Source organism: Nannocystis exedens (assembly GCF_002343915.1).
Classification (GTDB): Bacteria; Myxococcota_A; Polyangia; order Nannocystales; family Nannocystaceae; genus Nannocystis; species Nannocystis exedens.
Map to the genome: position 1 here is coordinate 7,095,008 of NZ_NETK01000001.1, position 22,241 is coordinate 7,117,248.

Here is a 22,241-nt window from a genome sequence, read left to right on the forward strand (position 1 = left end):
GAATTCACCGGTGACACTTTGCGACCCTCGCGGTGTTGGATCCGCGATGCCCACCCGAGCCATCTTCTCCATCCTCTCGCTCCTCGTCGCCTGCGGGTCCCAGGACAGCGACAGCACGACCACCAACGCCGAGGAGCCGAGCGTCGCCGAACTCGCGGCCTGCGACGAGCACGACCTCGAGGTGATCCCCTTCATGGGCCCCGCCTTCGACGACAACGGCGCCCTCCTCGCCCCCCTGCCCGTGCCGCACATCGTCGCCACCACTGCGGGCTGGCACACCCCCGAGAACCGGGACGCCGTCGTCAGTCACAACACCCCGCCGATGATGGATGTCTTCACCCACGACGGCCTTCTCGGGGCCAGCTTCGCCTACTCCGAGGCTTGCGGGAGCGGGCGGACCGTGACCCTCTGGCGCGACGAGGCCGCGCGGAAGAAGTTCGTGTTCGGCGAGGTCCATAGCGCCGCGATCCGGAACGGCCTGAAGTACACCAGTGGGTGGGAGACCACCCACTGGACCGAGTCCACCGCCACCGAGCCCCCGAGCTGGGACGCCGTCAAGGTCCGACTCGCCACCGTCCGCCGCGAGTAAGGCGTGCCTCGCCTGCGTGTGTTCGTGATCGATGACAGCTGCGGTGCCGCCGAGCTGCTCGCCGCGCTGCTCCAAAGGGTTGGCCACACCGTCGGAACCACGGGTGACGGCCCGATGGGGACCGCCATCGCTACGGACTTCGTGCCGCACGTCGTGCTTTGCGACCTCGATATGCCGGAGGCCGACGGCTACATGGGGATCACCGAACTGCGCGCGCCCGCGAGGAGGAGCGCCATCACGCGCGAGAGAGTGGCTTCGACGCTCACCTGCTTCGACCGTTCGGTGTCGCCGCGCTCCAGGCCGTGATGGGTGACGACGGCGCGGGGGGCGACGACTGACCGCGACGTCGCGCCCTGCGCGGACCCCCGAAGGACTTCCGAGCGGCTGTACTAGCCGAACATCACGCCGCGCATCGAGATCGAGCCGAGGTCGAAGCCGGGGTTGAAGAACCGCGGCGCCTCGGCCTCGCCGGCGGCGCCGACGGTGTAGAGCAGCGGCAGGTAGTGGTCGATGCTCGGGTGATTCTGCCGCCCGAGCGCGGTCTCGGGGGCGCGCGCGAGGAAGTCGTGGTCGCGCTGCTCGATCGCCCGGGCGACGTCGGCGTCGAACCGCAGGGCCCACTCCTGCAGCGAGGTGTCGCCGCTCTGCGCGTGCTGCATGGCGGCGCGCAGGTTGTGCGTGACGTTGCCGCTGCCGAGGATCAAAACCCCCTCGTCGCGCAGCGGCGCGAGCGCGCGACCGATCGCCAGGTGCTCGGCCGGCGGCCGCTGATGGTCGATGCTGAGCTGCAGCACCGGGACGTCGGCGCGCGGGACCATGTGATGCAGGACGGTCCAGGTGCCATGGTCCAGGCCCCAGTCGCCGCGCGGCCCGGCGTTCACCGAGCTCAGCAGCTCGCAGACCCGGCGCGCGACCTCGTCGCTGCCGCGGGCGGGGTACTGGATCTCGAACAGCCGGCGGGGGAAGCTGCCGAAGTCGTGAATCGTCGGTGGGTCGCCGCCGGCGGTCACGAAGGTGCCGCGCGTGTACCAGTGCGCCGAGACGGCGAGGATCGCCCGGGGCGTCGGCAACGCCGCCCCGAGATCGTTGAACGTCCGCGTCCAAGCATTGTCGAGGATGACGTTCATCGGCGAGCCGTGGCCGACGAACAGGACCGGCGTGGTGGGCATGCTCGGTCGGGTATGTTACCCCGCGCACGCCCGGACAAGCCCGGCCCGGGCAACGCACTGTTGCGCTCCTGCCGACAATCGGCCGGCCCTCGACGCAAGGGTGACGCTCGGGCTAGCGTCGCCCCAGATGCGCGCGCCAGACGGCTGCCCCCGCGTCGCTGGCTCCGGCGCGGTCGTCGTACCGTTCGTCCGTGACAGCGAGCCGGCCTGGCTGCGCAACCACGAGCCCGCCGCCGAGCTCGTGTGCTTCGATCCCGACAGCCAGCGGTTGTGCGAATTCAGCGCGAGCGACGGCGACGATCCGCGCGTGCGGGTGAGGATCGTCCCCGAGGTCGGCCTCGCCGACTCCGACCTGCACGGCAGCGGCCTCGCCGAGGAGGCGGAGATCCTCGCCGGCGAGCCCAATAGCCCGTTGTGGCTGCGGATCCGCGAGCCCCTGGGCCGCTCGACCCGGCTCATGCCGCTGTCCGGGCAGCGGCGCATGCCCTGGGCCCTCGGCCGCACCGTCACCGGCTACGCGCTCGCCGACGGGGTGGTGCTCGCGCTCGAGACCGAGAGCTGGCGCAACGCGTCGCAGCTGGTGATCGCCCACCCGAGCGGGCGCGTCGAGCGGCGCGCCCTCGCCGAGACCGGCACGATCCGCGGCGGGTGGCTGTTCGGCGCGATCGCCGAAACCACGGTGCTGCGGATGTTCGCCCGCCGCGTCAGCGCCGCCGGCGTCGGCCCGCGCGTCGACCTCGGCCTCGTGCCGGCGACGTCGCCGGGCGTCTACCCGTGTCGCTTCCACCTCCGCACCGCCGGCGAGGCGTCGTTCCTGGCGATCGAGATCTCCCACGGCCCCGAGCCGCCGCAAGTGGCGACCGCGTTCTTCCGCGCCGGCCGCTGGTCGCCCCTCGCGCTGCACACGCTCGACAGCCTCGACGCCCGGATCGCCTGCACGCGCGGGGCGGGGCGCGTGCTGTGGAAGGACGACAACATGTTCTCGGGGACAGGTTCACGCGACATCGTGGCGCTGACCGCCTGGCCCGAGGGCACGGTGCGGGTCGAGCGGCACCCGCCGCTGCCGGCCAGCGACTACCTCGACTTCGAGGTGCTGCCGCTCGGCGACCGCGTGCTCGCCATGTCGCTCGAGGAGTCGGCCCTGAGCGCGCGCCTGGCCCCGCTGGCCGAGCTCGGGCGGGCCCCCGACCGGGCGCTGGTCGAGCTGCCGGACGGGCTGTGGTCGTTCACGGCCCACGCGCGCGGCGAGCACGCGGTCGTGGTGCTGCGCGAGTCGGAGACCCGCTGCGAGTTCGCGGTGCGGGTCGCGGCCGACGGGACGGTGCGCGCGGTGACGCCGTTCGGCTGAGAAATTTCTCTCGATCAGACCGATGAGTCACGCCGGCCGCCGCGGTCTGTGCTGCGGAGGCTCTGTCATGACCGCTGTTTCGTCCGCCCACTCCCCGACCCCCGCTGAATTCCCGGTGCGCCTGCTGGCGCGCGGGCTCGATGTCCTGGTCCTCGCCGCCGTCGACATCGGCCTCGGCCAGGTCATGGGCTACGGCTTCGACTGGCTGCTGGTCGGCTCGACGTTCGTGTTCCTCTATTTCAGCCTGCTCGACACGTGGGCCGGCGCGACGGTCGGCAAGCTGGCGCTGGGTCTGCGCGTCCTCGGCCCCGACGGCGGGCGCCCGACGCTGCGGCAGTCGCTGCGGCGCGAGGCGTTCACCCTGATCGGATCGATCCCCCTCGTCGGCCCGCTGCTGGCCCTCGCCGCCTGGGTCGTGATCGCCAGGACGATCCGCAGCAGCCCGCTGCGACAGGGCAACCACGACGCGTTCGCCGGCGGGACGCGCGTGGTCCAGCTCCAGGCGGGGTGAGTCGGAGCCTCGAACCGATGCCGTGGCGCCCTGCGAGCGGTCGACGATTCTGCTCACGAGGACATGTCATGGAAGACATGCCCTGAAAGACATCCGATCGGGACCGAAGCGGACATCGGGCCGCTGCCGCGGCCGTTCGCTCGCCGGTCGAGCCACCGGCGCGAGCGGACGAGCGACGCCGCTGCCCGCGTCGACGCTCTGGCGCGTCGGCCACCGGGCGGTACTCGACCTGCCGGCCGTCCGTCGCGTGTGGCAGTGCCTGGGCGAGACGCGGCCGGCGAGGCGAGCGAAGTCGACCAGTGAGGGTGTCCTGGCGAGTGCGGGGAGCAGCGAAGCAGGCGCGACGGGCCGGCCCCACGAATTTGCCGATGACTCGAGGCCCCAGCGGCCATGGTATCGGTATGCCCCCCATTTCGGTCCCGATCCCACCGCCCTCCGGGCCTGCTTCGGACCTACCCTCGACTTTCGACGGCGGATCCCCCTGGTGAGCCAGCGACCAGCCACGTCCCATCGCGAGGGTGGCGGTGCGACTCGCAGGCAGGCTCACGCGCTCGCTCGCCCGTCGACGCGTCTTTCGCCTCGCGAGGCCCGATCGGAACAACCGCCGAGGGACACTGGTTGGATCGACATGCCCGATGTCCCATCACCGTATGTGTATGCTGCGTTGCTCGCGACCTTTTCGTTCGCCGGGACCGCCCGCGCCGAGCTGCCCGCGCCCGCCGATTTCTCGGTGTCGTACTATGTGACCGACGAGAGCGGCGAGTTCGTGCGGCCGATGGTCGAGCGCGACTTCTACTCCTCGCTCAACCGCGCCCGCTGCGAGTGCGGGCAGCAGGTCGGCATCCAGGTCCAGGCGAAGGACGGCGCCGAGCTCGACCTCGCCGCCAAGATCCAGGCCTTCGTCGGCACCGAGTGCGCGGAGGCCGAGAGCAGCATCGTCGGCCAATTCCTCCGCTGCGGCGCGCTGGCCGACGCGCTCGCGGCCACCTTCGCCCAGGGGGTGACGGGCGCGTTTCACCCCGCGTTCCTGGCCTCCGGCGTCGACCCGTCGTCGCCGACCCGAGATGTCGCCGGGGCCGAGACGATCCTCGGCAACGCCTGCGACGGCCTTTTCGAGGGCGAGACCAGCCTCTGGATGTGCGACCCGGGCGCGAACAACACGGCCGGGTGCCAGCCCGAGGAGTTCTTCTACGGGCCCGACAGCGCGCTCTCCCAGCTGTCGGCCATCCCGACCCTGAAGTTCGATTTCCAGCCGCCGCTGCTCGACGTCGAGAACCTGACCGTCGAGCCAGGTGACGGCGGCGTCGAGCTGCACTGGGATCTGCCCGCCTCCGGCGACATTCAGGGCTTCCGCGTCCTGTGCGAGGAGGCCGCCACCGGCGCGTCGCCCGGCCTCGACTTCCCGACGCCCGAGCTCGCCGAGGTGCCCACGAGCAACCACTACTTCACCGCCGGCAACCTGTGCGGCGACCGGCCGTTCTCGACCGTCAAGGCCGCGCCGGCGGACGTGACCGACCCGGGCAAGTGCGGCAACGGCGTGGTCGAGGCCGGCGAGGCCTGCGACGACGGCGACGACAACGGCCCCGCGGGGCTCTGCGACGAGAGCTGCGGCCTCCGCGTCAGCCCGAGCCTGCACGCCCTCGACTGGGACCACGTGTGCAGCGACCACCTGCCGTTTTCCTCCAAGGGCGCGGCGATCCACGGGCTCGAGAACGGCAAGACCTACAACTTCGTCCTCGTCTCCTACGACGTGTTCGGCAACCCGCGCGTCCATGGGCGGGTCGTCGCCGCCACGCCGGACGAGAGCTTTCCCGGCGTCGGCGGCGGGCTCGAAGGGGAGGGCTGCGCCTGCGCCGCGGGCGACTCGGGCGGGCCCGGCGTCTTGAGCCTGTCCCTCGTCGCGCTCCTCGGGCTCGCGCGCCGGCGCCGCTGAGGTGCTCGCGCGCCGACCAAAAAGGAAAACCCCTCCGGCATCGCGCTGGAGGGGTTCTTTGGGCTCCGACAGTAGGACTTGAACCTACGACCCGCGGATTAACAGTCCGCTGCTCTACCGACTGAGCTATGTCGGAATGACCGGGACTTGGGGGCCCGGGGCGAGCGTGTGTACTCGATCCCTCGGGACGGCGTCAAGCTGCATCGCGGACTGAGCTGTGAGCTCCGACACGAACACGGGGCCTGCTTCGGCCCATCGCCACCGGACCCCCGATCGGTCTCCTGCGGGCGGCTGGAGCGCCCGCGCGGGGTCGTGCGAGAACATGTCGAAGGGGGCTTGACACTCCATGGGGCTCGTATATTCTCCGCCTCCCCTCGCCACGGCGCCGGGGACAAAAACCTGAACCAACCGGCAGAGTCCCGTCTTCGGACGTTGTTCTGCACGATCTGCGGGAGTAGCTCAGTTGGTAGAGCACGACCTTGCCAAGGTCGGGGTCGCGAGTTCGAGTCTCGTCTCCCGCTCAAAAAATCGAAGCCCCGTCACCGCCGGTGACGGGGCTTCGTGTTTGGTCCGACGCAGGTCCGCGGGTCCGCTCCGCGGCCGGCCGAGGCTTCGGGGCCCCGGGGCCGACAGCGTCCCGTGGTCGGCCCCGGGCGCGGGAATAGAAGGCGGCTTGCGCAGTTTGCAAAACCCGCCTAACGTTTCGCCGCGCTCCGTGCCCGCCCTGTTGTCCAGCTTCTTGCGCTGTCTCCTGGTGCTCAGCCTGTGGCTGGGCGCGGGCGTGGCCGCATCGAGCGCAGAGGCCGCGGGCGGGGGCACGCCCGATCTGCGCAGCGACATTCACCTGCGGCTGGTCGAACTGCTCGGCGCCGCGGAGTTTTGCGGCGACGAGGACGACCCCGACGCCGAGGTGTTGTGCGGCGGCGATCTCCTCGCCGACCTGGTCGTCGACCCGTCGGTCCTCAAGCTGTCGCGCGGCTCGTGCTCGCGCCTGCTCGAGGTCCTGTTCAAGCGGGCCGTGTGCGACCCGACCGACGAGAACTGCGGCAAGCTCCAGCGCGGCGGTCTGCCGGCGCGCCCGCCGTCCGACCTGCTCGGGCCCGGCTCGAGCGCCGTCGCCGCTGCGCTCCTGCGCGACGAGTGGTCGCCGCGGCGCGTGGCGCTCGCGTCGGCGCGCCCGCGCGACGATCCGCCCCTCCTGTCCCGAACGACCTGTCCCGAAGCACCCCCGCCTCGCGTCGGGCCCGCGTAGTCCGCTCGGGCCGACCGGAGGTCTTGGGTCGCGCCCGAGAGGCTGCAGGTGCCTCGTGCACCTGCACGCGGGAGCCAGCGCTGCGCGCCTCGGCGGCGCCCTCCGGGTGTTCGAGACGGTCCTCTCATGCGTGTCCCCCATCTCTGGCTCGGCCGGGTCGTGTTCGGCCTGGCGCTGAGCAACGCAGCCTGCGAGTGCTCGCCGAGCGCTCCTGAATCGCCCGCCGCGCCGAGCTCCACCTCGTCGCTGCGCTACCGCGTCGACCTCGACCCCGACGAGCACGCGCTCGGGGGCGCCGAGCCGCTGGTCACGGTCGTAATCTTCTCCGACTACGCCTGCCCGCCGTGCGCGCGCACCTGGAAGGTCCTCGAGCATCTGCTCGAGGACTACGGCGACGACCTGCGGGTGGTGTTCCGCAGCCAGACCTTGCCGGGCTTCGCCGACGGCGAGCGGGCCGCCGAGGCCGCGCTGGCCGCCGGCGCGCAGGGTCAGTTCTGGCCGATGCACCGCCGGCTCTACGACACGATGCAGTTCGACCGCGCGGCGCTCAAGCAGGGCGCCGAGGCGCTCGGGCTCGACGTGCCGCGCTTCCTCGACGACCTCGACGCAGGGGTCTACTCGGGCACGCGGATCCGCCACCGCCGCCAGGCGGTGGAGCTCGGGATCTACTTCAGCCCGGTGGCGCTCGTGAACGGCCGGCCGGTGATCGGCTTCCGCGACGAGGCGGCCTGGCACGCGCTGATCGACGAGGAGATCCTCGCCGCCCGGGCCCGCCTGCGCGAGGGCACGCCGCGGCCCGATCTCTACGCCGCCCTCATGGAGGGCGCGGTGGTCGCCCCGCTCGAGGTCGACGACGCCACCGCGCAGCAGCGGCGGATCCTCGCCGAGCGCTTCAAGGCCGCCGAGGCGCCGCCCCCGCAGCGCGCCGAGCCGGGCAAGCGCTACGCCGTCGACGCCGGCGCCGCGCCGACGCTCGGGCCCGCCGACGCGCCGGTGCTGCTGGTCGCGTTCATGGACTTCGAGTGCCCGTTCTGTCGCAAGGCCGCGACCGAGGGCATCGCCGAGCTGCGGCGGCGCTACCCGAACGACGTCCGGATCGCCTACCGCCAGTTGCCGCTGCCGATCCATTCGGCCGCCGACAGCGCCGCGCGGGCGGCGGTCGCGGCCGACCGGCAGAACCGCTTCTGGGACTACGCCGAGAAGTTGTTCGCCGCCCCGCGGCTCGGTCGTCGCACCTACGCGGCGATCGCCCGCGAGCTCGGCCTCGACGAGGCCCGCTTCCTCGCCGACCTCGACAGCGCCGAGGTCGCCCAGGTCGTCCGCGACGACCTCGTATACGCCCGCAGGCTCGGGCTCGACGCCACCCCGGCGATCTTTCTCAACGGCCGCTACGTCGACGGCTTTCGCGGCGCCGAGGCGCTCGCCGCCGACGTCGAGGCCGAGCTCGCGCACGCGCAGGAGCGGATCGCCGCCGGCGCGACCCGCGAAACCGTGGTGCGCACGATCCTCGACGGCGAGGCGATCCCTCCCAACGAGTTCCCCAGCGCCGATCTCCAGCAGTGACGAATTCCCTGATGTCCTTGCGGACATGATTTTCGTGACATGTTCTTTCAACCACCCACCCAACTACAGACACAGAGTCCCATGAAACGCATCAGCCTCCCCGTGTTCCTGGTCTCGGCGCTCGCCCTGGCCGCTTCTCCTCTCACTGGTTGCACCGGCAACCGCGGCGGCAAGAAGGAAGAAGCCGCCGCGGCCGGCCCGGCCGCCGGCGGCGGCGGGCTGGTCACGATGGACCAGGTCGACGACTCGCTCAACAGCAAGATCCAGGGCGAGCGGTTCCGGGTCACCTATACCGAGAAGGACCCGATGAAGGGCGCCGCCGACCCGCTGGTCACGATCGTCGAGTTCAGCGACTTCCAGTGCCCGTTCTGCTCGAAGTTCACCGACATGCTCAACGAGCTGCTGAAGGACCCCGCGTACGCCAACGACGTGCGCGTGGTGTTCAAGCAGTACCCGCTGCCGATGCACAAGGACGCGGCGATGGGCTCGGAGGCGGCGCTGGCCGCCGGTGAGCAGGGCAAGTTCTGGGAGATGCACGACATCCTCTTCAAGAACCAGAAGGCGATGACGCGCGCCGACGTCGAGAAGTACGCCGAGGAGCTGAAGCTCGACATGGCCAAGTTCAAGGCCACGCTCGACGCCAAGACCTACCAGGCGCAGGTCAACGAGGACATGGCGCTCGGCAAGAAGTTCGGCGTGCGCGGCACCCCGAGCTTCTTCATCAACGGCAAGTGGCAGCGCGGCGCGCCGCGGACGATCGACGGCCTGAAGAAGCTGGTCGACGAGGAGAAGGCCGCGGCCGAGCAGCTGATCAAGGACGGCAGCAAGCGCAGCGAGGTGTACGCGCGCATCATGAAGGCCGCCAAGGACGAGCGGAAGGAGCCGCCGCCGGAGAACAAGCCGAAGGTCGGCGAGCCCGATCCGGCCGTCAACTACGCGGTCCCGGTCGACGGCCGCCCCGCGTTCGGCCCGGCCGACGCGCTGGTCACGATCGTCGAGTTCAGCGACTTCCAGTGCCCGTTCTGCAACCGCGTCACCCCGACGCTCAAGCAGATCAAGGAGAAGTATCCCAACGACGTGCGCGTGGTGTTCCGCCAGCTCCCGCTCGGCTTCCACGACCGCGCCCGCCCGGCCGCCAAGGCCGCGCTGGCCGCCGCGCAGCAGGGCAAGTTCTGGGAGATGCACGACCTCCTGTTCGCCAACCAGAAGGCGCTCAGCGACGCCGACCTCGAGGGCTACGCCCGCCAGATCGCCGGCCTCAACTTCGACCAGTGGAAGAAGGACCTGGCCGACCCGAAGCTCGAGCAGATGATCAAGGAGGACGAGCAGACCGCGCAGAAGTTCGGCTCGAACGGCACGCCGGCGTTCTACATCAACGGCCGCCACCTCTCGGGCGCGCAGCCGTTCGAGGCGTTCCAGAAGCTGATCGACGAGGAGAAGGGCAAGGCCGAGAAGTTCCTGGCCGAGAAGAAGGTCGCCAAGGACAAGCTGTACGAGGAGATGATCAAGGGCTTCGAGACCGAGCTGAAGGTCCCGCCGCCGCCGCCGCCGGCCGACTTCAAGCGCCGCGAGGTGAGCACCAAGGGCCTCGCGGGCAAGGGCAACCTCAAGAACCCGAAGATCACGATCGTCGAGTGCTCGGACTTCGACTGCCCGTTCTGCAAGCGCGGGGCCGACACGGTGGCGCAGATCGTCAAGGACTACGGCGACAAGGTCGCGATCTACTTCCGCAACTACCCGCTGCCGATGCACAAGATGGCCGAGCCGGCCCACCGCGCCGGCATCGCCGCGCAGAACCAGGGCAAGTTCTGGGAGATGCACGACCTGCTGTTCGCCGACAAGACCAAGCGCAGCGACGAGGACTTCAAGGCCTACGCGCAGCAGCTCGGGCTCGACCTGGTCAAGTTCGAGCGCGACTACAACGACCCCGCGACCGCGCAGCGCGTCAAGGACGACATGGCGGAGTGCGGCAAGATGGAGGTCCGCGGCGCGCCCGGCTTCCTCATCAACGGTCGCCTGATGAGCGGCGCCCAGCCGATCGACCGCTTCAAGCTGGTCCTCGAGGAGGAGCTGAACGGCGGCTTCGAGGCGACGCAGAAGAAGGAGAAGGAGGCCGCGGCCAAGGGCGGCGCGCCGGCCAAGGCGCCGGCCCCGGCTCCGGCTCCGGCTCCGGCCAAGTGAGCCTGGTCTCCGGGCCAGGCCTCGCCTGGCCCGGGACCCGCCCGGCCCCGTGCGCGACGGGGCCGGGCGTCCGCGACCGGTTTGCATCGCGCGCTACTATTGGGTACCCACGAGGTCGACGATGTCCGACGCCACGACGCCTGCTCCCACCCCCAACAAGCGGTCTCCCGCCTCGATCCTGGTCGCGGTCCTCGGTTTCGCGGCGACCATCGGGGTCGGCTTTTACGCCGGGCAGTGGGTCCGCGATCGCTTCTTCGTGCCCTCGGCCAAGCTCGAGCAGGGCGACCGCTACCGCGCCGAGCTCCGCGGCGACGAGCCGCAGCTCGGGCCCAGCGACGCGCTCGTCACGGTGGTCGAGTACTCCGACTTCCAGTGCCCGTTCTGCGCCAAGGTCACCGACCCGCTGAAGGACGCGATGAGCGCCTACGAGGGCGACGTGCGCCTGATCTTCAAGCACTACCCGCTGCCGGGCCACACGGCGGCGCCGCCCGCGGCGCAGGCAGCGTGGGCTGCGCATCAGCAGGGCAAGTTCTGGGAGATGCACGACCTCCTGTTCGAGAACCAGAAGAAGCTCGACGACAAGAGCCTCGAGGGCTACGCGCAGCAGCTCGGCCTCGACGTCGCCAAGTTCAACGCCGACCGCAACAGCGACGCCGCCAAGGCCGCGGTCGACAGCGACTACGCGTCCGGCGGCAAGGCCGGCGCGACCGGCACCCCGTACTTTCTGGTCAACGGCCGCCCGTACTCGGGCTCGCTGCCGGCCAAGCAGTGGCGGGAGATCTTCGAGTACGAGCGCGAGCAGGCCCGCCAGCTCGAGAGCCAGGGCATCCCGCGCGCCGAGGTCTACAAGGCGATGATGAAGGACGCCAAGGCCCAGCGCGGCGGCGGCGGGCCCGGCAAGGCGCCGAGCCAGCGCGACGACGGCCCCGACCCGAGCAAGACCTACCGCGTCCCGCTCGACGCCCGCCCGCAGTGGGGCCCTGACGACGCGCTCGTCACCATCGTCGAGTTCAGCGACTTCCAGTGCCCGTTCTGCAAGCGCGTCAACGCGTCGCTGGCCGACGTCAAGCAGAACTACCCCAACGACGTCCGCATCGTGTTCCGCCAGCGCCCGCTGGCGATGCACCAGCAGGCGCGCATCGGCGCCCGGGCGATGCTGGCCGCCCACCGCCAGGGCAAGGCGTGGGAGATGCACGACCGCCTGTTCCAGAGCCCTTCGGACATGTCTGAAGAGGCAGTCAAGAACCACGCCAAGGAGCTCGGGCTCGACGTGGCGATGTTCGAGCTCGACCTCGCCGCCGCCGAGACCGAGCAGATGGTCAAGGACGACGAGGCGGTGGCCAACCGCCTGAAGAGCGGCGGCACCCCGTCGTTCTTCATCAACGGCCGGTACCTGTCCGGGGCCCAGCCCTACGACGCGTTCAAGGCGCTGATCGAGGAGGAGAAGGCCAAGGCGCAGAAGCTGGTCGACGAGGGCACGCCGCGCAGCCAGGTCTACGAGAAGATCATGGCCGGCGCCGAGGAGAAGCCGGGCAAGTGACGGACCCGCGACCTCCGGCGGGCGAGCCCGCGGGCTCGAAGGTCCCTGTCCTCGAGGACAGGGAAGAAGGCCGCGGCCTGTTAGGCCCGCTCGCCTACGTGGTGTTCATCGCCATCGGCTCGTTATGGATGTTCTGGTTCGCCGCCTCGCTCGGCCCGGCCACCAAGGCCCAGGCCGAGGCGGCCTGCCGGGCGCTCGAGCCCGAGCCGCGCAGCGGCCCCGCGCCCGAGTTCTCGCTGCAGGACCGCGCCGGCCAGACGGTCAGCCTGGCCGACCTGCGCGGCAAGTTCGTCGTCATCAACTTCTGGGCCACCTGGTGCGAGCCGTGCATCCGCGAGTGGCCGCAGCTCGACCGCCTGGCCGAGCGCCTGGCGGACCGCGACGACGTCGTGATCCTCGCGGTCAGCGTCGACCAGGACCAGAGCCAGGTCGCGCCGTTCCTCGCCCGCATGGGCCTCGAGCAGACCGGCGTGCGCGTGCTGTGGGACCCGACCGGCAAGCTGCACAACGCCTACGGCAGCGAGAAGCTGCCCGACACCTACTTCGTCGACGCCGAGGGCCAGCTCGTCCACGCGTACATCAACGTCCGCGACTGGGGCCGCCCTGCGGCGCACCACTGCGTCGAATCGATGCTGGCGCGCTGAGCCGCGAGCGGCGTCGCGCGAGTCACTCGCGCCGCGAGCACGTCGCGTCGACGCGGATCCTCGCGGCGTGCATGACTCGCGCGCCGGGGCCGTGCCAGATGTCGATGCGGAGCGCTGCAGTCGGCGGTCGTCAACGCTGCGCGCCGCGGCTCACTGCGACGCGCGTCCCGGGGACCCTCAAGGCAGCGCCGCGAGCTGGTCGATCGACTGCTTCAGCGTCGTCCGCAGGCACTCGAGGCAGTCCTTGTTCTTGAACACGCCGCAGCCCTTGCGCGACGTCTTGCTCAGGCGCTGCAGGGCGGGCAGCCCGCGCCTGTCGTTGGCCTCGGCGATCCGCTTGACCGCGGCGCGCTTGGCCTCGCAGCTCTCGGCCTTCTCGAGCAGGGCCAGGCCGTGCAGCCACAGCGGCACGTCGACCTCGGGCTCGTAGGCGAGGACCGCCTCGGCGGCCTTGAACTGGCCCTCCTTGGCCTCGCCGAGCAGGGTCGCGGCCGGCTCGCGCAGGCCGGCCGGCAGCTCGCCGAGGTCGGGCTTGCTGGCGGAAGGGACAGGGCCCGAAGGACCTGCCCCTGGGGACTTGTCGTCGCCCGCGCCGCCCTTGCCGGCCGCCGGCACGAATTCGGCCGGGCGCTCGCCGGCCTCGGGCGGCGGCGACGGCTCCTCGGCGCCCGGCTGGCGGACCGCCCACAGCACGACGATGAGCAGCGCCGCGCCGACGAACACGGCGATGAAGCCGGTCAGCCCGCGGTTCTTCGGCGCGGCCGCGGGCGGGGGCAGGGTGGGCGTCGGGCTCGGCGGCGGCAGGGTCGTCACCGGCACGGGGCTGACGCTGCGGCTGAGCGCGCGCAGGGCGTCGCGGACCTCGCGGGCGGTCTGCGGGCGCTGCTTGGCCTCGCGCGCGAGCAGCTGCTGGATGATGCGTTCGAACTCGACCGGCAGGTCGACGACCTCGCCGGCGAGTGGCGGCGGTGGTTGCGTCAGCTGGCGGGTCAGCAGGTCGCTCATCTCGCCGCCGTCCCACAGCGCGCGGCCGGCCAGGCACTCCCACAGGATCACGCCGAGCGCGTAGAGGTCGGTGCGGTGGTCGGTGGGCTCGCCCATCGCCTGCTCGGGGGCCATGTAGCCGGGCGTGCCCATCACCGTGCCGAGGCGGGTCAGCGGGGTGGTCCCCTGGGCCTGGTCGGCGACGCGGGCGATCCCGAAGTCGAGCACCTTGACGACCTCGCCGTCCTCGCGCGGCTCGAGCAGGATGTTGTCGGGCTTGAGGTCGCGGTGGACGATGCCGGCCGCGTGGGCCGCGGTGAGCGCGTCGGCGATCTGGGCCCCGATGTCGCACACGGCCTGCCAGCGCATGCGGCCGCGATTGATGATGTCGGTCAGCGACGAGCCGCGCACCAGCTGCGTCACCAGGTACGCGCCGCCGCCGGGCAGCGGGCCGAAGTCGATCGCGCTCGCCACGTTGGGGTGCTCGATCTGCGCCGTCGCCATCGCCTCGCGGCGGAATCGCTCGGCGATCTCCGCGTTGCCGGTGTACTCGGCGTGGATCATCTTCACCGCGACGAGCTTGCGCAGGTTGAGGTGCTCCGCCGTGAACACCGCGCCCATGCCGCCCTCGCCGAGGAGGTCGCGCAGGTGGTAGCGGCCGTCGAGGGTGTGACCGATCCACGCGGTCGGCGGGGCGTCGGGGGCGGGGAGCGGCGAGGCTGCGGCGGAGGTCACGGCGGCGGCGGCATTATAGGCGGTTTGCCCGGCCGCGTGCGCGCCGGCTGCCAGGCGGACGCCGCCCCGTTATACTGCCCGGCGGGGCTCTCGCCCTGGAATCCGGCCCCCGCGGCGGTGTCCCAGCCGCGCCCTGGTCGCCCTGGTCGCCCCTCGCGGAGGTCATATGTCCGAAAGTACAGCTCGGAGCGTAGCCCTGGTCCTCGCCGTCCTCGCGGTCGCGTGCGGCAAGCCGGTCGACCCGTCCGGCGACGAGGACGCCACCTTCACCAAGGCGTCGATGGCCGGCGCGCCGGCGCCGACCGGCGAGGACCGCCCGCTGTCCGCCGACCTCGCGGTCGAGCCGGTGTCGATGCTCGTGACCTTCAACCGGCTGAAGACGGCCGACAAGCTGCAAGAGGCGCTGAACAAGAAGCCGGGCCAGTTCAGCCACATCGACCTCGACAAGGACACCACCCCCGACCCGCTGACGGTCGCCGACCGGGCGACGAAGGACGGGCACGCGTTCGAGATCCGCGTGCGCCCCACGACCGGCGAGTTCGTGGTGGCGACGATGCTGTTCGATCAGGAGTGGAGCTACCTCGGGCATTACGACGGCGTCATGGGCGGCGCGGCCTCGACGACGGCGCGCCCGCTGCCCGCCGCGCCGCTGGCAGGCGCGGCCCCGCCAGCGCCCGTGGTGGTCGCCACGCCGCCGGCGGTGGTGCCGTCAGCCGCTCCGACGCAGGCCGCGGCCGCGGTCGCGCCGACGGGGGCGCCGGCCCCGGGCGCCCCCGCGCTCGCCCAGCCGCCCGCGCCCGCGCCGGGGGTCGCCGGGGCGGTCCAGGCGGTCCCGCCCGGCAGCGCGCAGCCGGCCGGCGCGGCGCCGACCAAGCCGTGAGAGCCGCGCGCTGTCGAGGCGCTCTGCTGATTTCAAAGACATGCCCCGAGGAGCATGCCCGGATGGGCATGTACTTGGCGACATGCCCGATCGACCATGTCCTGCACTTCAGCCGCGCCGGCGCCGGCGCAGCGCCAGCAGGCCGAGGCCGGCGACGCCGAGCAGGCCGGCGCCGCTGCGCGGCTGGTCGCTGGTGCAGCCGCAGCCCGAGTCGTCGTCGCCGGTGCTGCCGGCGGTGCCGGTCGCGGCGTCGCTGCGCGGCCAGCCGTGCGACTTGTTCCACTCCTCGATCTTGGTGTTGATCGCGGCGGTGTTGTTGACGAGGTGCATCGGCTTGCCCTTGAGGGCGACCTGGCTGATCTCCTCGGCCCACCACATCTCGCCGATGAAGTCGGGCCAGGGGCCGCCGCCAGGGACGAAGATCTCGCGGCCGTCGGGCAGGGTGACGACGCTGTTGCCGTCGCACAGGTTGTAGTTGCCGGCGACGCGGACGTTGTCGACGTCTTCGAGGTCGGGGTTGATGTGGAAGGTCGGGTCCGCGATCATCTCGTTGGGCGAGATGACGGTGTACATGCGGGTGAGGTAGGGGTAGGTGTCGAGCAGGTCCTGCGCGTGCAGGCCCGGGGCGATGATGCGGTCGACCAGGGCGGTGGCGAAGGCGCTGCCGTCGCCCCACTTCATGACGTCGATCTGGTCGACGTAGGCGGCGAGGTTGCCGTAGAACTCCTCGGGCGCGAGGCCGTCGGGCACCGGCAGGTACTCGGTGAGCAGGCCCTCGATCAGCGGGTGGTTGTAGAAGCAGAAGCCCGGCTCGAAGCAGTTCGTCAGGCCCTGGTCGTTCAGTCGGTTGATGACCTGCTCGGGCGCGAGCCCGACGAACGGCGCCTCGTTCCAGCCCGGGTTGTAGACGTTGAAGGTGAACGGCGCGGTGATGCTGGTGGCGCCGGCGTACTCGGTGACGAAGGCGAGGCCGTCGGCCTCGAGCTCGTCGACCGCCTTGGTGATCACGTCCTTGTAGTTGGCGGCGAAGTTGAACCAGTCGATCTTGAGCGGGTTGACGAGGACGTGGCGGTAGTTGGTCGGCGCGGCGCGGCCGTTGGCCAGCAGGAACACGCGGATGTCCATGTCCTGGACCGACGAGAAGCGGGTCAGCCGCAGCGGGAAGCAGTTCTCGTCCGAGGGGTAGCGCAGCACGATCGGGTGGACGTCGCCCTCGTCGGCCCCGCCGGCCAGCTTGAGCGCGACGATCACCTGGCCCTCGTCGAGGTACTGCTGGAAGGTGTCGTCGGCGCCGTCGATCCACAGGAAGTCGTTGTCGATCAGCCACTGCTTGATCGGCGCGACCGTCTTGTCCTGCAGGACGACGATCTCGAACGCGCCGGCGGTGGTCTTGAGCAGCACCGGGTCGTCGCCGCCCGTGGCCCCGGTGGTGGCCGCTTCGCCGGTGCCGCTGTCGAAGCCGCCGTCGGTGCCGCCGTTCGGCGCGGTGAGGCCGCCGGAGAGGCCCTGGTCGCCGCACTGCTCGAAGCTCTGGTTGAGGCCGTACTGCGGCACGGAGGCCTGCAGGAGCGCGTCGAACAGCGGCTGCGAGCCGACCTCGAACTCGGGGATCTGGGCGATCGGGATCAGCCACGCGAACTTCTGCGCGTTGGTGTTGGGATCGATGCTGATCTGGATGTGGACCTCGACCTCGCCGGGGTTGAGGACGAACAGCACGTTCTCGCCGTCCTGATTGACCGGCATCGGCCCGGGCACGCCCCCGTCGCAGCCGTTGACGCCGCAGGCCTCGGCGGGCCGTGACTGCGTGAGGGTGAAGGCCGCACAGGCCGCGGCCGCCAGGATCGAGGCGCGCTTCCACATAAGCTTAGTCGACATCGCAGGTCTCCAGGGCGGCAGGATCGCACAGGTCGCGGCGACCCGCCAGAACCCCGCGGGTCCGGCTCCAGGGCCGCCGCGGGCGGCGGCGAGTACATGGCTTTCGGGACATGTCGAAGGGGACATGTCGCCGGCGGGCCTCGCCCCCGCGTCGGCGCCGGAGCGGCGTTCGGCGGGGGCTTCAGCGCGGGCGCTGGCCGGCGAGCAGGCGCTCGGCGTCGGCGCGCAGCGGGTCGTCGGGCGCGAGGGAGGCCGCCGCGGGGGCGGCGAGGGCCCGCACGCGCTCGCGGTCGCCGCGGGCGGCGAGGGCCCCGGCGAGGGCGAGGCGCAGCGAGGTGACGTCGCGGGCGGAGATCTTCGCGGCCTCGGCGTCGCGCACGGCGGCCTCGAGCGTGGCGACGGCGCGGTCGAGCCGGCGGGCCCGCAGCAGGCACGAGCCGAGCTGTCCGCGGGCCATGATCGCGGCGACGCTGTCCGCCCCCTCGCTCGCGCCCAGCTTGTCGGCGCCGTCCTGGACCCGCCGGAGCCCCTCGTCGACCTGGTCGGCGGCGATCAGCGCCTCGCCGAACGCGAGGTCGAGGGTGGCGAGGTCGGGGTAGTCGGCGCCGAACTTGTCGACCAGCAGCGCGCGGGCCCGGGTGAACGCGGCCAGGGCCTCCTGGTGGCGGCCGAGCGCCGACAGCGACATGCCGGCGGCGCTGAAGGTGATCGCGACGAACTCGTGGTCCGGCCCGAGCGTGCGCAAGAACACCTCGCGGGCCCGCTCGAGCTCGGCCAGGGCCTGGTCGTGCTCGCCGCGGTCCGCGAGCACCTCGGCGAGGTTGACCCGCTTGATGGCGACGTCGGCGTGGTCCTCGCCGAGCAAGGCGCTGTCGATCGCCAGGGCCTCGCGCGCGCGCGCGTGGGCGAGGTCGAGGGCGCCGCGCTGCAGCAGCAGCGAGACCATGTTGTTGAGGATCCGCGCGACCGTGGTGCTGCGGTCGCCGTGGCGGGCGCGGGCGCGGGCGAGCAGATCCTCGTAGCGCGCGAGCGCCTCGTCCTCGCGGCCGAGCCGCTCGAGCACCGACGCGATCTGCTCGTCGGTCATCATCGTCCCCGGGTGGTCGGGCCCGTACTCGGCCAGCTTGATCGCCCGCGCCTTCTCGAACTCGGCCAGCGCGCGCTCGAGGTGACCTTGCTTTTCGGCCAGGTTGGCCAGCGTGTAGTAGACGTTCGAGATCAGCGGGTGGCCGACCCCGAGCAGGCGCTCGAAGTCGGCGAGCACGGCGTGCAGGGTGCTCTCGGCCAGCTCGCCGCCGTCGGTCTCGACCAGGTGCGTGGCCCGGTTGAAGCGGACCCGCAGGCGCTGGATCTCGCTGACGTCGGGCGAGTCGAGCAGCGCGAGCGCGGCGTCGTAGTGGGCGGTCGCCTTGTCGCTCATCGACTGGCGCTGGTAGGCGTGGGCGACCGTGCTGTGGAACAGCACCGCCAGGCGCGGGGTCTCGCGCGCGCGGGCCAGCGCGACCTCGGCGGTGCGGATCAGCGTGGCCATCACCTCGGCCGAGGCGCCGCGGACGCTGTGCTGCCAGATCGCGGCCAGCCAGGCGTCGACCAGCAGGTCGTCGCGGCCGGCGACGGCGGCGGCGGTGGTGGCCTCGGCGAGGTGGGCCGCGGCGTTCTCGTGCTGGCCGAGCTCCATCTCGAGGCGGGACACGAGCAGCGCCGTCTCGGCCAGCGCCGGCGCGAAGCCGACGGCGGCCGCGGCGGCGCGGCTGGCCTCGGCGACCACCAGCGCCTCCTTGTCGCGGCCGGCGGCGCGCATCGCCACCGCGCTGGTGCGGTCCTGCTCGGCGGCGGCGAGGCGGGCGCGGGCGTCGGGGTCGGTCGGCGGCGGGACGGCGGCGCCGAGCCGCTCGCGGTCGGAGCACGGCGCCAGCGGCTCGAGGTTGTCGATGAGGTCGAGGGCGCGCTGCGACGCGTCCGGGTCGAGCGTGAGCAGCTGGTCGACCACGGCGCCGAGGCCGGCGAGCCGGCGGTCGAGGCAAGCCGCGCGCAGGTCGAGCATCGACTCGCTCTGGTCGCCGACGACGCGGGTCGCCTCGCAGTTGTCGACGGCGACGCGCGCCCACGCCTCGGCGTAGTCGGTGAGCGCCGCGTCGACGCTGGCGGCCAGCGCGGCCGCGTAGGGCTTGCCGGACGCCTGCAGCGCCGCGTGGACTTGGGCGCGCCGTTCGGCGTCGGCGACCCCGACCAGGCGCTCGGGGATCGCGGCGCACGGCTCCTCGCCGCCGAGCGACAGCGCGGCGATGCCGAACCCGCCGGCCAGCGCCGCGGCGATGCCGAGCGCGACGGTGGCGCGTCGCACCTGCCGCGGCCGCACCGTCCGCTCGAGCGCGTGCAGCAGCGTCGGCATGTCGGGCCAGCGGCGCGCCGGGTCGAGCGAGAGGCCGCGCCGCAGGATGGTGAACAACGCCGCCGGCGCCTCGACGTCGCGCGGGGGCGGGCGGATCTGGCCGCTGCGGATCGTCTGCAGCAGCGCGTAGGGGGTGCGCCCGGCGAACGGCCGCACGCCGGCGAGGCTCTCGTAGAGCGCGACGCAGAAGCTGAACTGGTCGCTCGCCGCGGTCGCCGGTCGGCCCTCGAACTGCTCCGGCGGCATGTAGGCCGGGGTGCCGAGCATGGTCCCGCTGCGCGTCAGCTCGACGTCGAACGAGCCGCGGGCGACGATCGAGGCGGCGGCGTCGACGACCTCGCTGTCGATGCGCGCGAGCCCGAAGTCGAGCACGCGCGCGCGCCCGCGGGCGTCGACGAGCACGTTGCTCGGCTTGAAGTCGCGGTGGACCAGCCCGACCTCGTGGGCGGCGGCCAGGCCCCGACCTGCCTGAAGGAACACGTCGAGGCGGGCCCGCCAGTCGGGCCGCGGGCCCTCGGCCGGGCGGCACCATTGGTCGAGGGTGACGCCGTCGACCATCTCCATGGCGACGAACAGCAGGCCGTCGCTCTCGCCGACCTCGTGGACGACGACCACGTTGGGGTGGGCGATCCGGGCCATCGCCTGGGCCTCGCGCGCCAGCCGGCGCAGCGCGTGCGGGTCGGCCGTGGCCCCGCGCAGCAGGACCTTGATCGCGACCTTGCGCGCCAGCGCGTCGTCGCGGGCCGCGTAGACCACCCCCATCGCCCCGCTGCCGAGCCGCTCGATCAGGCGGTAGCGGCCGAGCCGCTCGGGCATGCTGCCGATCAGCCGCCGCGCCTCGCTCTCGGCCGGCGACGAGGACGCGGTCTGCTCGTCGACGTCGCCGGCGAGCGTGGCCGCGATCGCGGCCGGCCTCTGGCTGTCGGAAGTCTCGTTCATGACGACCTCCGGACCGGCTGGACCACGATCGGCGGGCCGCGGCGGCGCGGCACCTTGCCGAAGATCGCCGCCGCCGACTTGACCCGCACCGTCTCGCCGACCTCGCGGCACACGCTGCGCAGCACCGGCGGCGCGAGGGCGGCCCCGAGCGCGAAGCCGCCGAGGTGGGAGAACCACGCGAACTGCTGCGCCTCCGAGAAGATCGCCATCGCCGCCTGGAAGCCGACCCACGCGCCGAGGTAGATCCACGCCGGGATCTTGAGCTGCACGTACACCAGCGGCAGCGTCTGCAGCAGGCGCGCGCGCGGGAAGATCACCAGGTAGGCCCCGCACACCCCGGCGATCGCCCCCGACGCGCCGATCACCGGCGTCGCGGTCGCGCTGGTCAGCAGCAGCTGCAGCAGGCCGCCGAACAGACCTGCCCCGAAGTACAGGAGCAAGAAGCGCCGGCGGCCGAACACGTGCTCGACGTTGCGGCCGAACACGTAGAGGAAGTAGAGGTTGAACAGCAGGTGGAACCAGTCGGCGTGGAACAAGCCGTGGGTCAGGACGGTGTAGCCGCCGCGCGGCGCGGCGAGCACCTCGCCAGCGACCAGCGCGTACTCGCGGGCGTAGACCAGGCCGAGCACGGAGGCGACGTAGCAGCCGAGGAGGAGGACGCCGAGGCCGAGGACGACCCAGGGGATCCCGCGCCGCGGGTTGTCGACCTCGATGGGCAGCTGGGTCAGCACCTGGGCCGCCCACAGCACGCCGCGCTTGGCCAGCTGGACCTTCGGGTCCTCCTGGCCGGACGGGGTGCTCGAGCGGGCCAGGGCGTGGCGCTCGTCGCCGTCGAGCCACAGGCCGCGGCAGCGCGGGCAGCGGTCGACCGGGGTCCTGAGCATGCCCGGCAGCAGGTGCTCGTTCATGAAGCCGTGGCCGCGCGGGCACATGCGCCCGGCCGAGCGGCCGACCATGGTCTTGAGGAAGGCCGGGTCGACGTCGGCGTCGCCGAGCTGGTCGAGCTCGCCCTGATCGAGCCAGACGCCGAAGCAGATCGGACATGTATCGAGGGTCATGTCCCCGGAGACAGGCTGTTCGCGGGCGCCGAGCTGGCGCCAGCGCCCGCTCGGCCCGCGCCGCAGGTGCACCGCGACCAGCGCGTGCAGGCTGCAGGCCGGGCACTGGGCCGACAGCGGGGGCAGGGGCGCGGCCGCGGGCGGGGCGTCGGGCCCGGGCTGACGCGGCAGGTGGGGCGCGAGCAGGTCGGGCGGCCGCAGGCTCGGCGGGCGGGTGGTCGGCGGCAGGTGGGGCGCGAGCAGGTCGGGCGGCGGCGTCTTCGGCGCGGTCTCCTGCGGCAGGTGAGGCGCGAGCAGGTCGGGCGGCCGGGCCGGACGAGCCGGGGGAGGGGCCGCCTGTCCTGTCGGTCCGCCCTTGCCGGCCTGGCCCTTGGTGCCTGTCCTGAGCGTCACGCCGAACGAAGACGCGCCCGAGAGGACATGTTCCTTGGGACCTGCCCCGAGCGACATATTGTTCGCGGGCACGCCAGGACGGACCTGTCCTCCTGAACCTGTCCCGGGCGACATGTTACTCGCGGGCGCGCCGGGGTCGAGCTCGCCGGCCGCGATCGCCACGCCGACGGTCGCTGCGACAGGATCGACATGTCCTTTTAGACCTGTCCCCGGCGTCACCTGCGAGGCCGACGCGGCGCCGCCGGCGGCCTCTGG

16 protein-coding genes and 2 tRNA genes are annotated in these 22,241 nt (G+C 72.2%); 12 read left to right on the plus strand and 6 right to left on the minus strand.

Features of this window, described 5'->3' with window-relative positions; all coding sequences use genetic code 11:
* Positions 1-46: 46 nt before the first annotated feature.
* Positions 47-589 carry a hypothetical protein gene (locus NAEX_RS27935; RefSeq protein WP_096330529.1) on the plus strand — a complete coding sequence of 181 codons (543 nt, stop codon included), beginning with the start codon at positions 47-49 and terminating at the stop codon, positions 587-589.
* Between the two features lie 18 nt (positions 590-607).
* Positions 608-895: a response regulator gene (locus NAEX_RS27940; protein ID WP_170136068.1), complete on the plus strand. Its 288-nt coding sequence runs from the start codon at positions 608-610 to the stop codon at positions 893-895.
* A gap of 83 nt (positions 896-978) precedes the next feature.
* On the opposite strand, the gene ygiD is transcribed toward NAEX_RS27940, so the two are convergent.
* Entirely contained in the window at positions 979-1,758 is a 780-nt protein-coding gene (gene ygiD / locus NAEX_RS27945; protein ID WP_096330531.1) for a 4,5-DOPA-extradiol-dioxygenase, read from the minus strand.
* A gap of 127 nt (positions 1,759-1,885) precedes the next feature.
* Between ygiD and NAEX_RS27950 the strand changes: the two genes are divergently transcribed.
* The 3 genes from NAEX_RS27950 to NAEX_RS27960 all read left to right on the plus strand — a co-directional run bounded on the left by NAEX_RS27950 (position 1,886) and on the right by NAEX_RS27960 (position 5,550).
* The gene (locus NAEX_RS27950) at positions 1,886-3,106 is read left to right on the plus strand and encodes a hypothetical protein (RefSeq protein ID WP_096330532.1); all 1,221 of its coding nucleotides are present in this window, start codon (positions 1,886-1,888) and stop codon (positions 3,104-3,106) included.
* Between the two features lie 67 nt (positions 3,107-3,173).
* Complete coding sequence (locus NAEX_RS53155; RefSeq protein WP_170136069.1) at positions 3,174-3,617, plus strand: RDD family protein; 444 nt, start codon at positions 3,174-3,176, stop codon at positions 3,615-3,617.
* A gap of 664 nt (positions 3,618-4,281) precedes the next feature.
* Positions 4,282-5,550: an MYXO-CTERM sorting domain-containing protein gene (locus NAEX_RS27960; protein ID WP_096330534.1), complete on the plus strand. Its 1,269-nt coding sequence runs from the start codon at positions 4,282-4,284 to the stop codon at positions 5,548-5,550.
* 63 nt (positions 5,551-5,613) lie between these two features.
* On the opposite strand, the gene NAEX_RS27965 is transcribed toward NAEX_RS27960, so the two are convergent.
* Positions 5,614-5,686, minus strand: a tRNA-Asn gene (locus tag NAEX_RS27965).
* 312 nt (positions 5,687-5,998) lie between these two features.
* Here NAEX_RS27965 and NAEX_RS27970 point away from each other — a divergent pair.
* The 6 genes from NAEX_RS27970 to NAEX_RS27995 all read left to right on the plus strand — a co-directional run bounded on the left by NAEX_RS27970 (position 5,999) and on the right by NAEX_RS27995 (position 12,730).
* Positions 5,999-6,071 (plus strand) — tRNA-Gly (locus NAEX_RS27970).
* 194 nt (positions 6,072-6,265) lie between these two features.
* Complete coding sequence (locus tag NAEX_RS27975; RefSeq protein ID WP_100792833.1) at positions 6,266-6,802, plus strand: hypothetical protein; 537 nt, start codon at positions 6,266-6,268, stop codon at positions 6,800-6,802.
* Between the two features lie 126 nt (positions 6,803-6,928).
* On the plus strand, positions 6,929-8,365 hold the full coding sequence (locus NAEX_RS27980; protein WP_096330536.1) for a DsbA family protein: 1,437 nt from the start codon (positions 6,929-6,931) through the stop codon (positions 8,363-8,365).
* A gap of 81 nt (positions 8,366-8,446) precedes the next feature.
* Positions 8,447-10,546, plus strand: a complete 2,100-nt coding sequence (locus NAEX_RS27985) for a DsbA family protein (RefSeq protein ID WP_170136070.1) — start codon at positions 8,447-8,449, stop codon at positions 10,544-10,546.
* Positions 10,547-10,667: 121 nt separating this feature from the next.
* Positions 10,668-12,086, plus strand: coding sequence for a DsbA family protein (locus NAEX_RS27990; protein ID WP_096330538.1), 1,419 nt, complete (start codon positions 10,668-10,670; stop codon positions 12,084-12,086).
* Positions 12,083-12,730: a peroxiredoxin family protein gene (locus NAEX_RS27995; RefSeq protein WP_096330539.1), complete on the plus strand. Its 648-nt coding sequence runs from the start codon at positions 12,083-12,085 to the stop codon at positions 12,728-12,730. The genes NAEX_RS27990 and NAEX_RS27995 overlap by 4 nt, the downstream gene beginning before the upstream one ends.
* Before the next feature lie 177 nt (positions 12,731-12,907).
* On the opposite strand, the gene NAEX_RS28000 is transcribed toward NAEX_RS27995, so the two are convergent.
* Complete coding sequence (locus tag NAEX_RS28000) at positions 12,908-14,449, minus strand: serine/threonine protein kinase (RefSeq protein WP_096330540.1); 1,542 nt, start codon at positions 14,447-14,449, stop codon at positions 12,908-12,910.
* Positions 14,450-14,615: 166 nt separating this feature from the next.
* Here NAEX_RS28000 and NAEX_RS28005 point away from each other — a divergent pair, with 166 nt between their 5' ends.
* Positions 14,616-15,329, plus strand: coding sequence for a hypothetical protein (locus tag NAEX_RS28005; RefSeq protein WP_096330541.1), 714 nt, complete (start codon positions 14,616-14,618; stop codon positions 15,327-15,329).
* Between the two features lie 108 nt (positions 15,330-15,437).
* On the opposite strand, the gene NAEX_RS28010 is transcribed toward NAEX_RS28005, so the two are convergent.
* The 3 genes from NAEX_RS28010 to NAEX_RS28020 form a co-directional block, all read right to left on the minus strand.
* Positions 15,438-17,204, minus strand: coding sequence for a DUF2330 domain-containing protein (locus NAEX_RS28010; protein ID WP_211302486.1), 1,767 nt, complete (start codon positions 17,202-17,204; stop codon positions 15,438-15,440).
* 181 nt (positions 17,205-17,385) lie between these two features.
* Entirely contained in the window at positions 17,386-20,535 is a 3,150-nt protein-coding gene (locus tag NAEX_RS28015; protein ID WP_096330542.1) for a serine/threonine-protein kinase, read from the minus strand.
* Positions 20,532-22,148: a rhomboid family intramembrane serine protease gene (locus tag NAEX_RS28020; protein WP_096330543.1), complete on the minus strand. Its 1,617-nt coding sequence runs from the start codon at positions 22,146-22,148 to the stop codon at positions 20,532-20,534. Before NAEX_RS28020 ends, NAEX_RS28015 begins: the two co-directional genes overlap by 4 nt.
* Between the last annotated feature and the right edge of the window lie 93 nt (positions 22,149-22,241).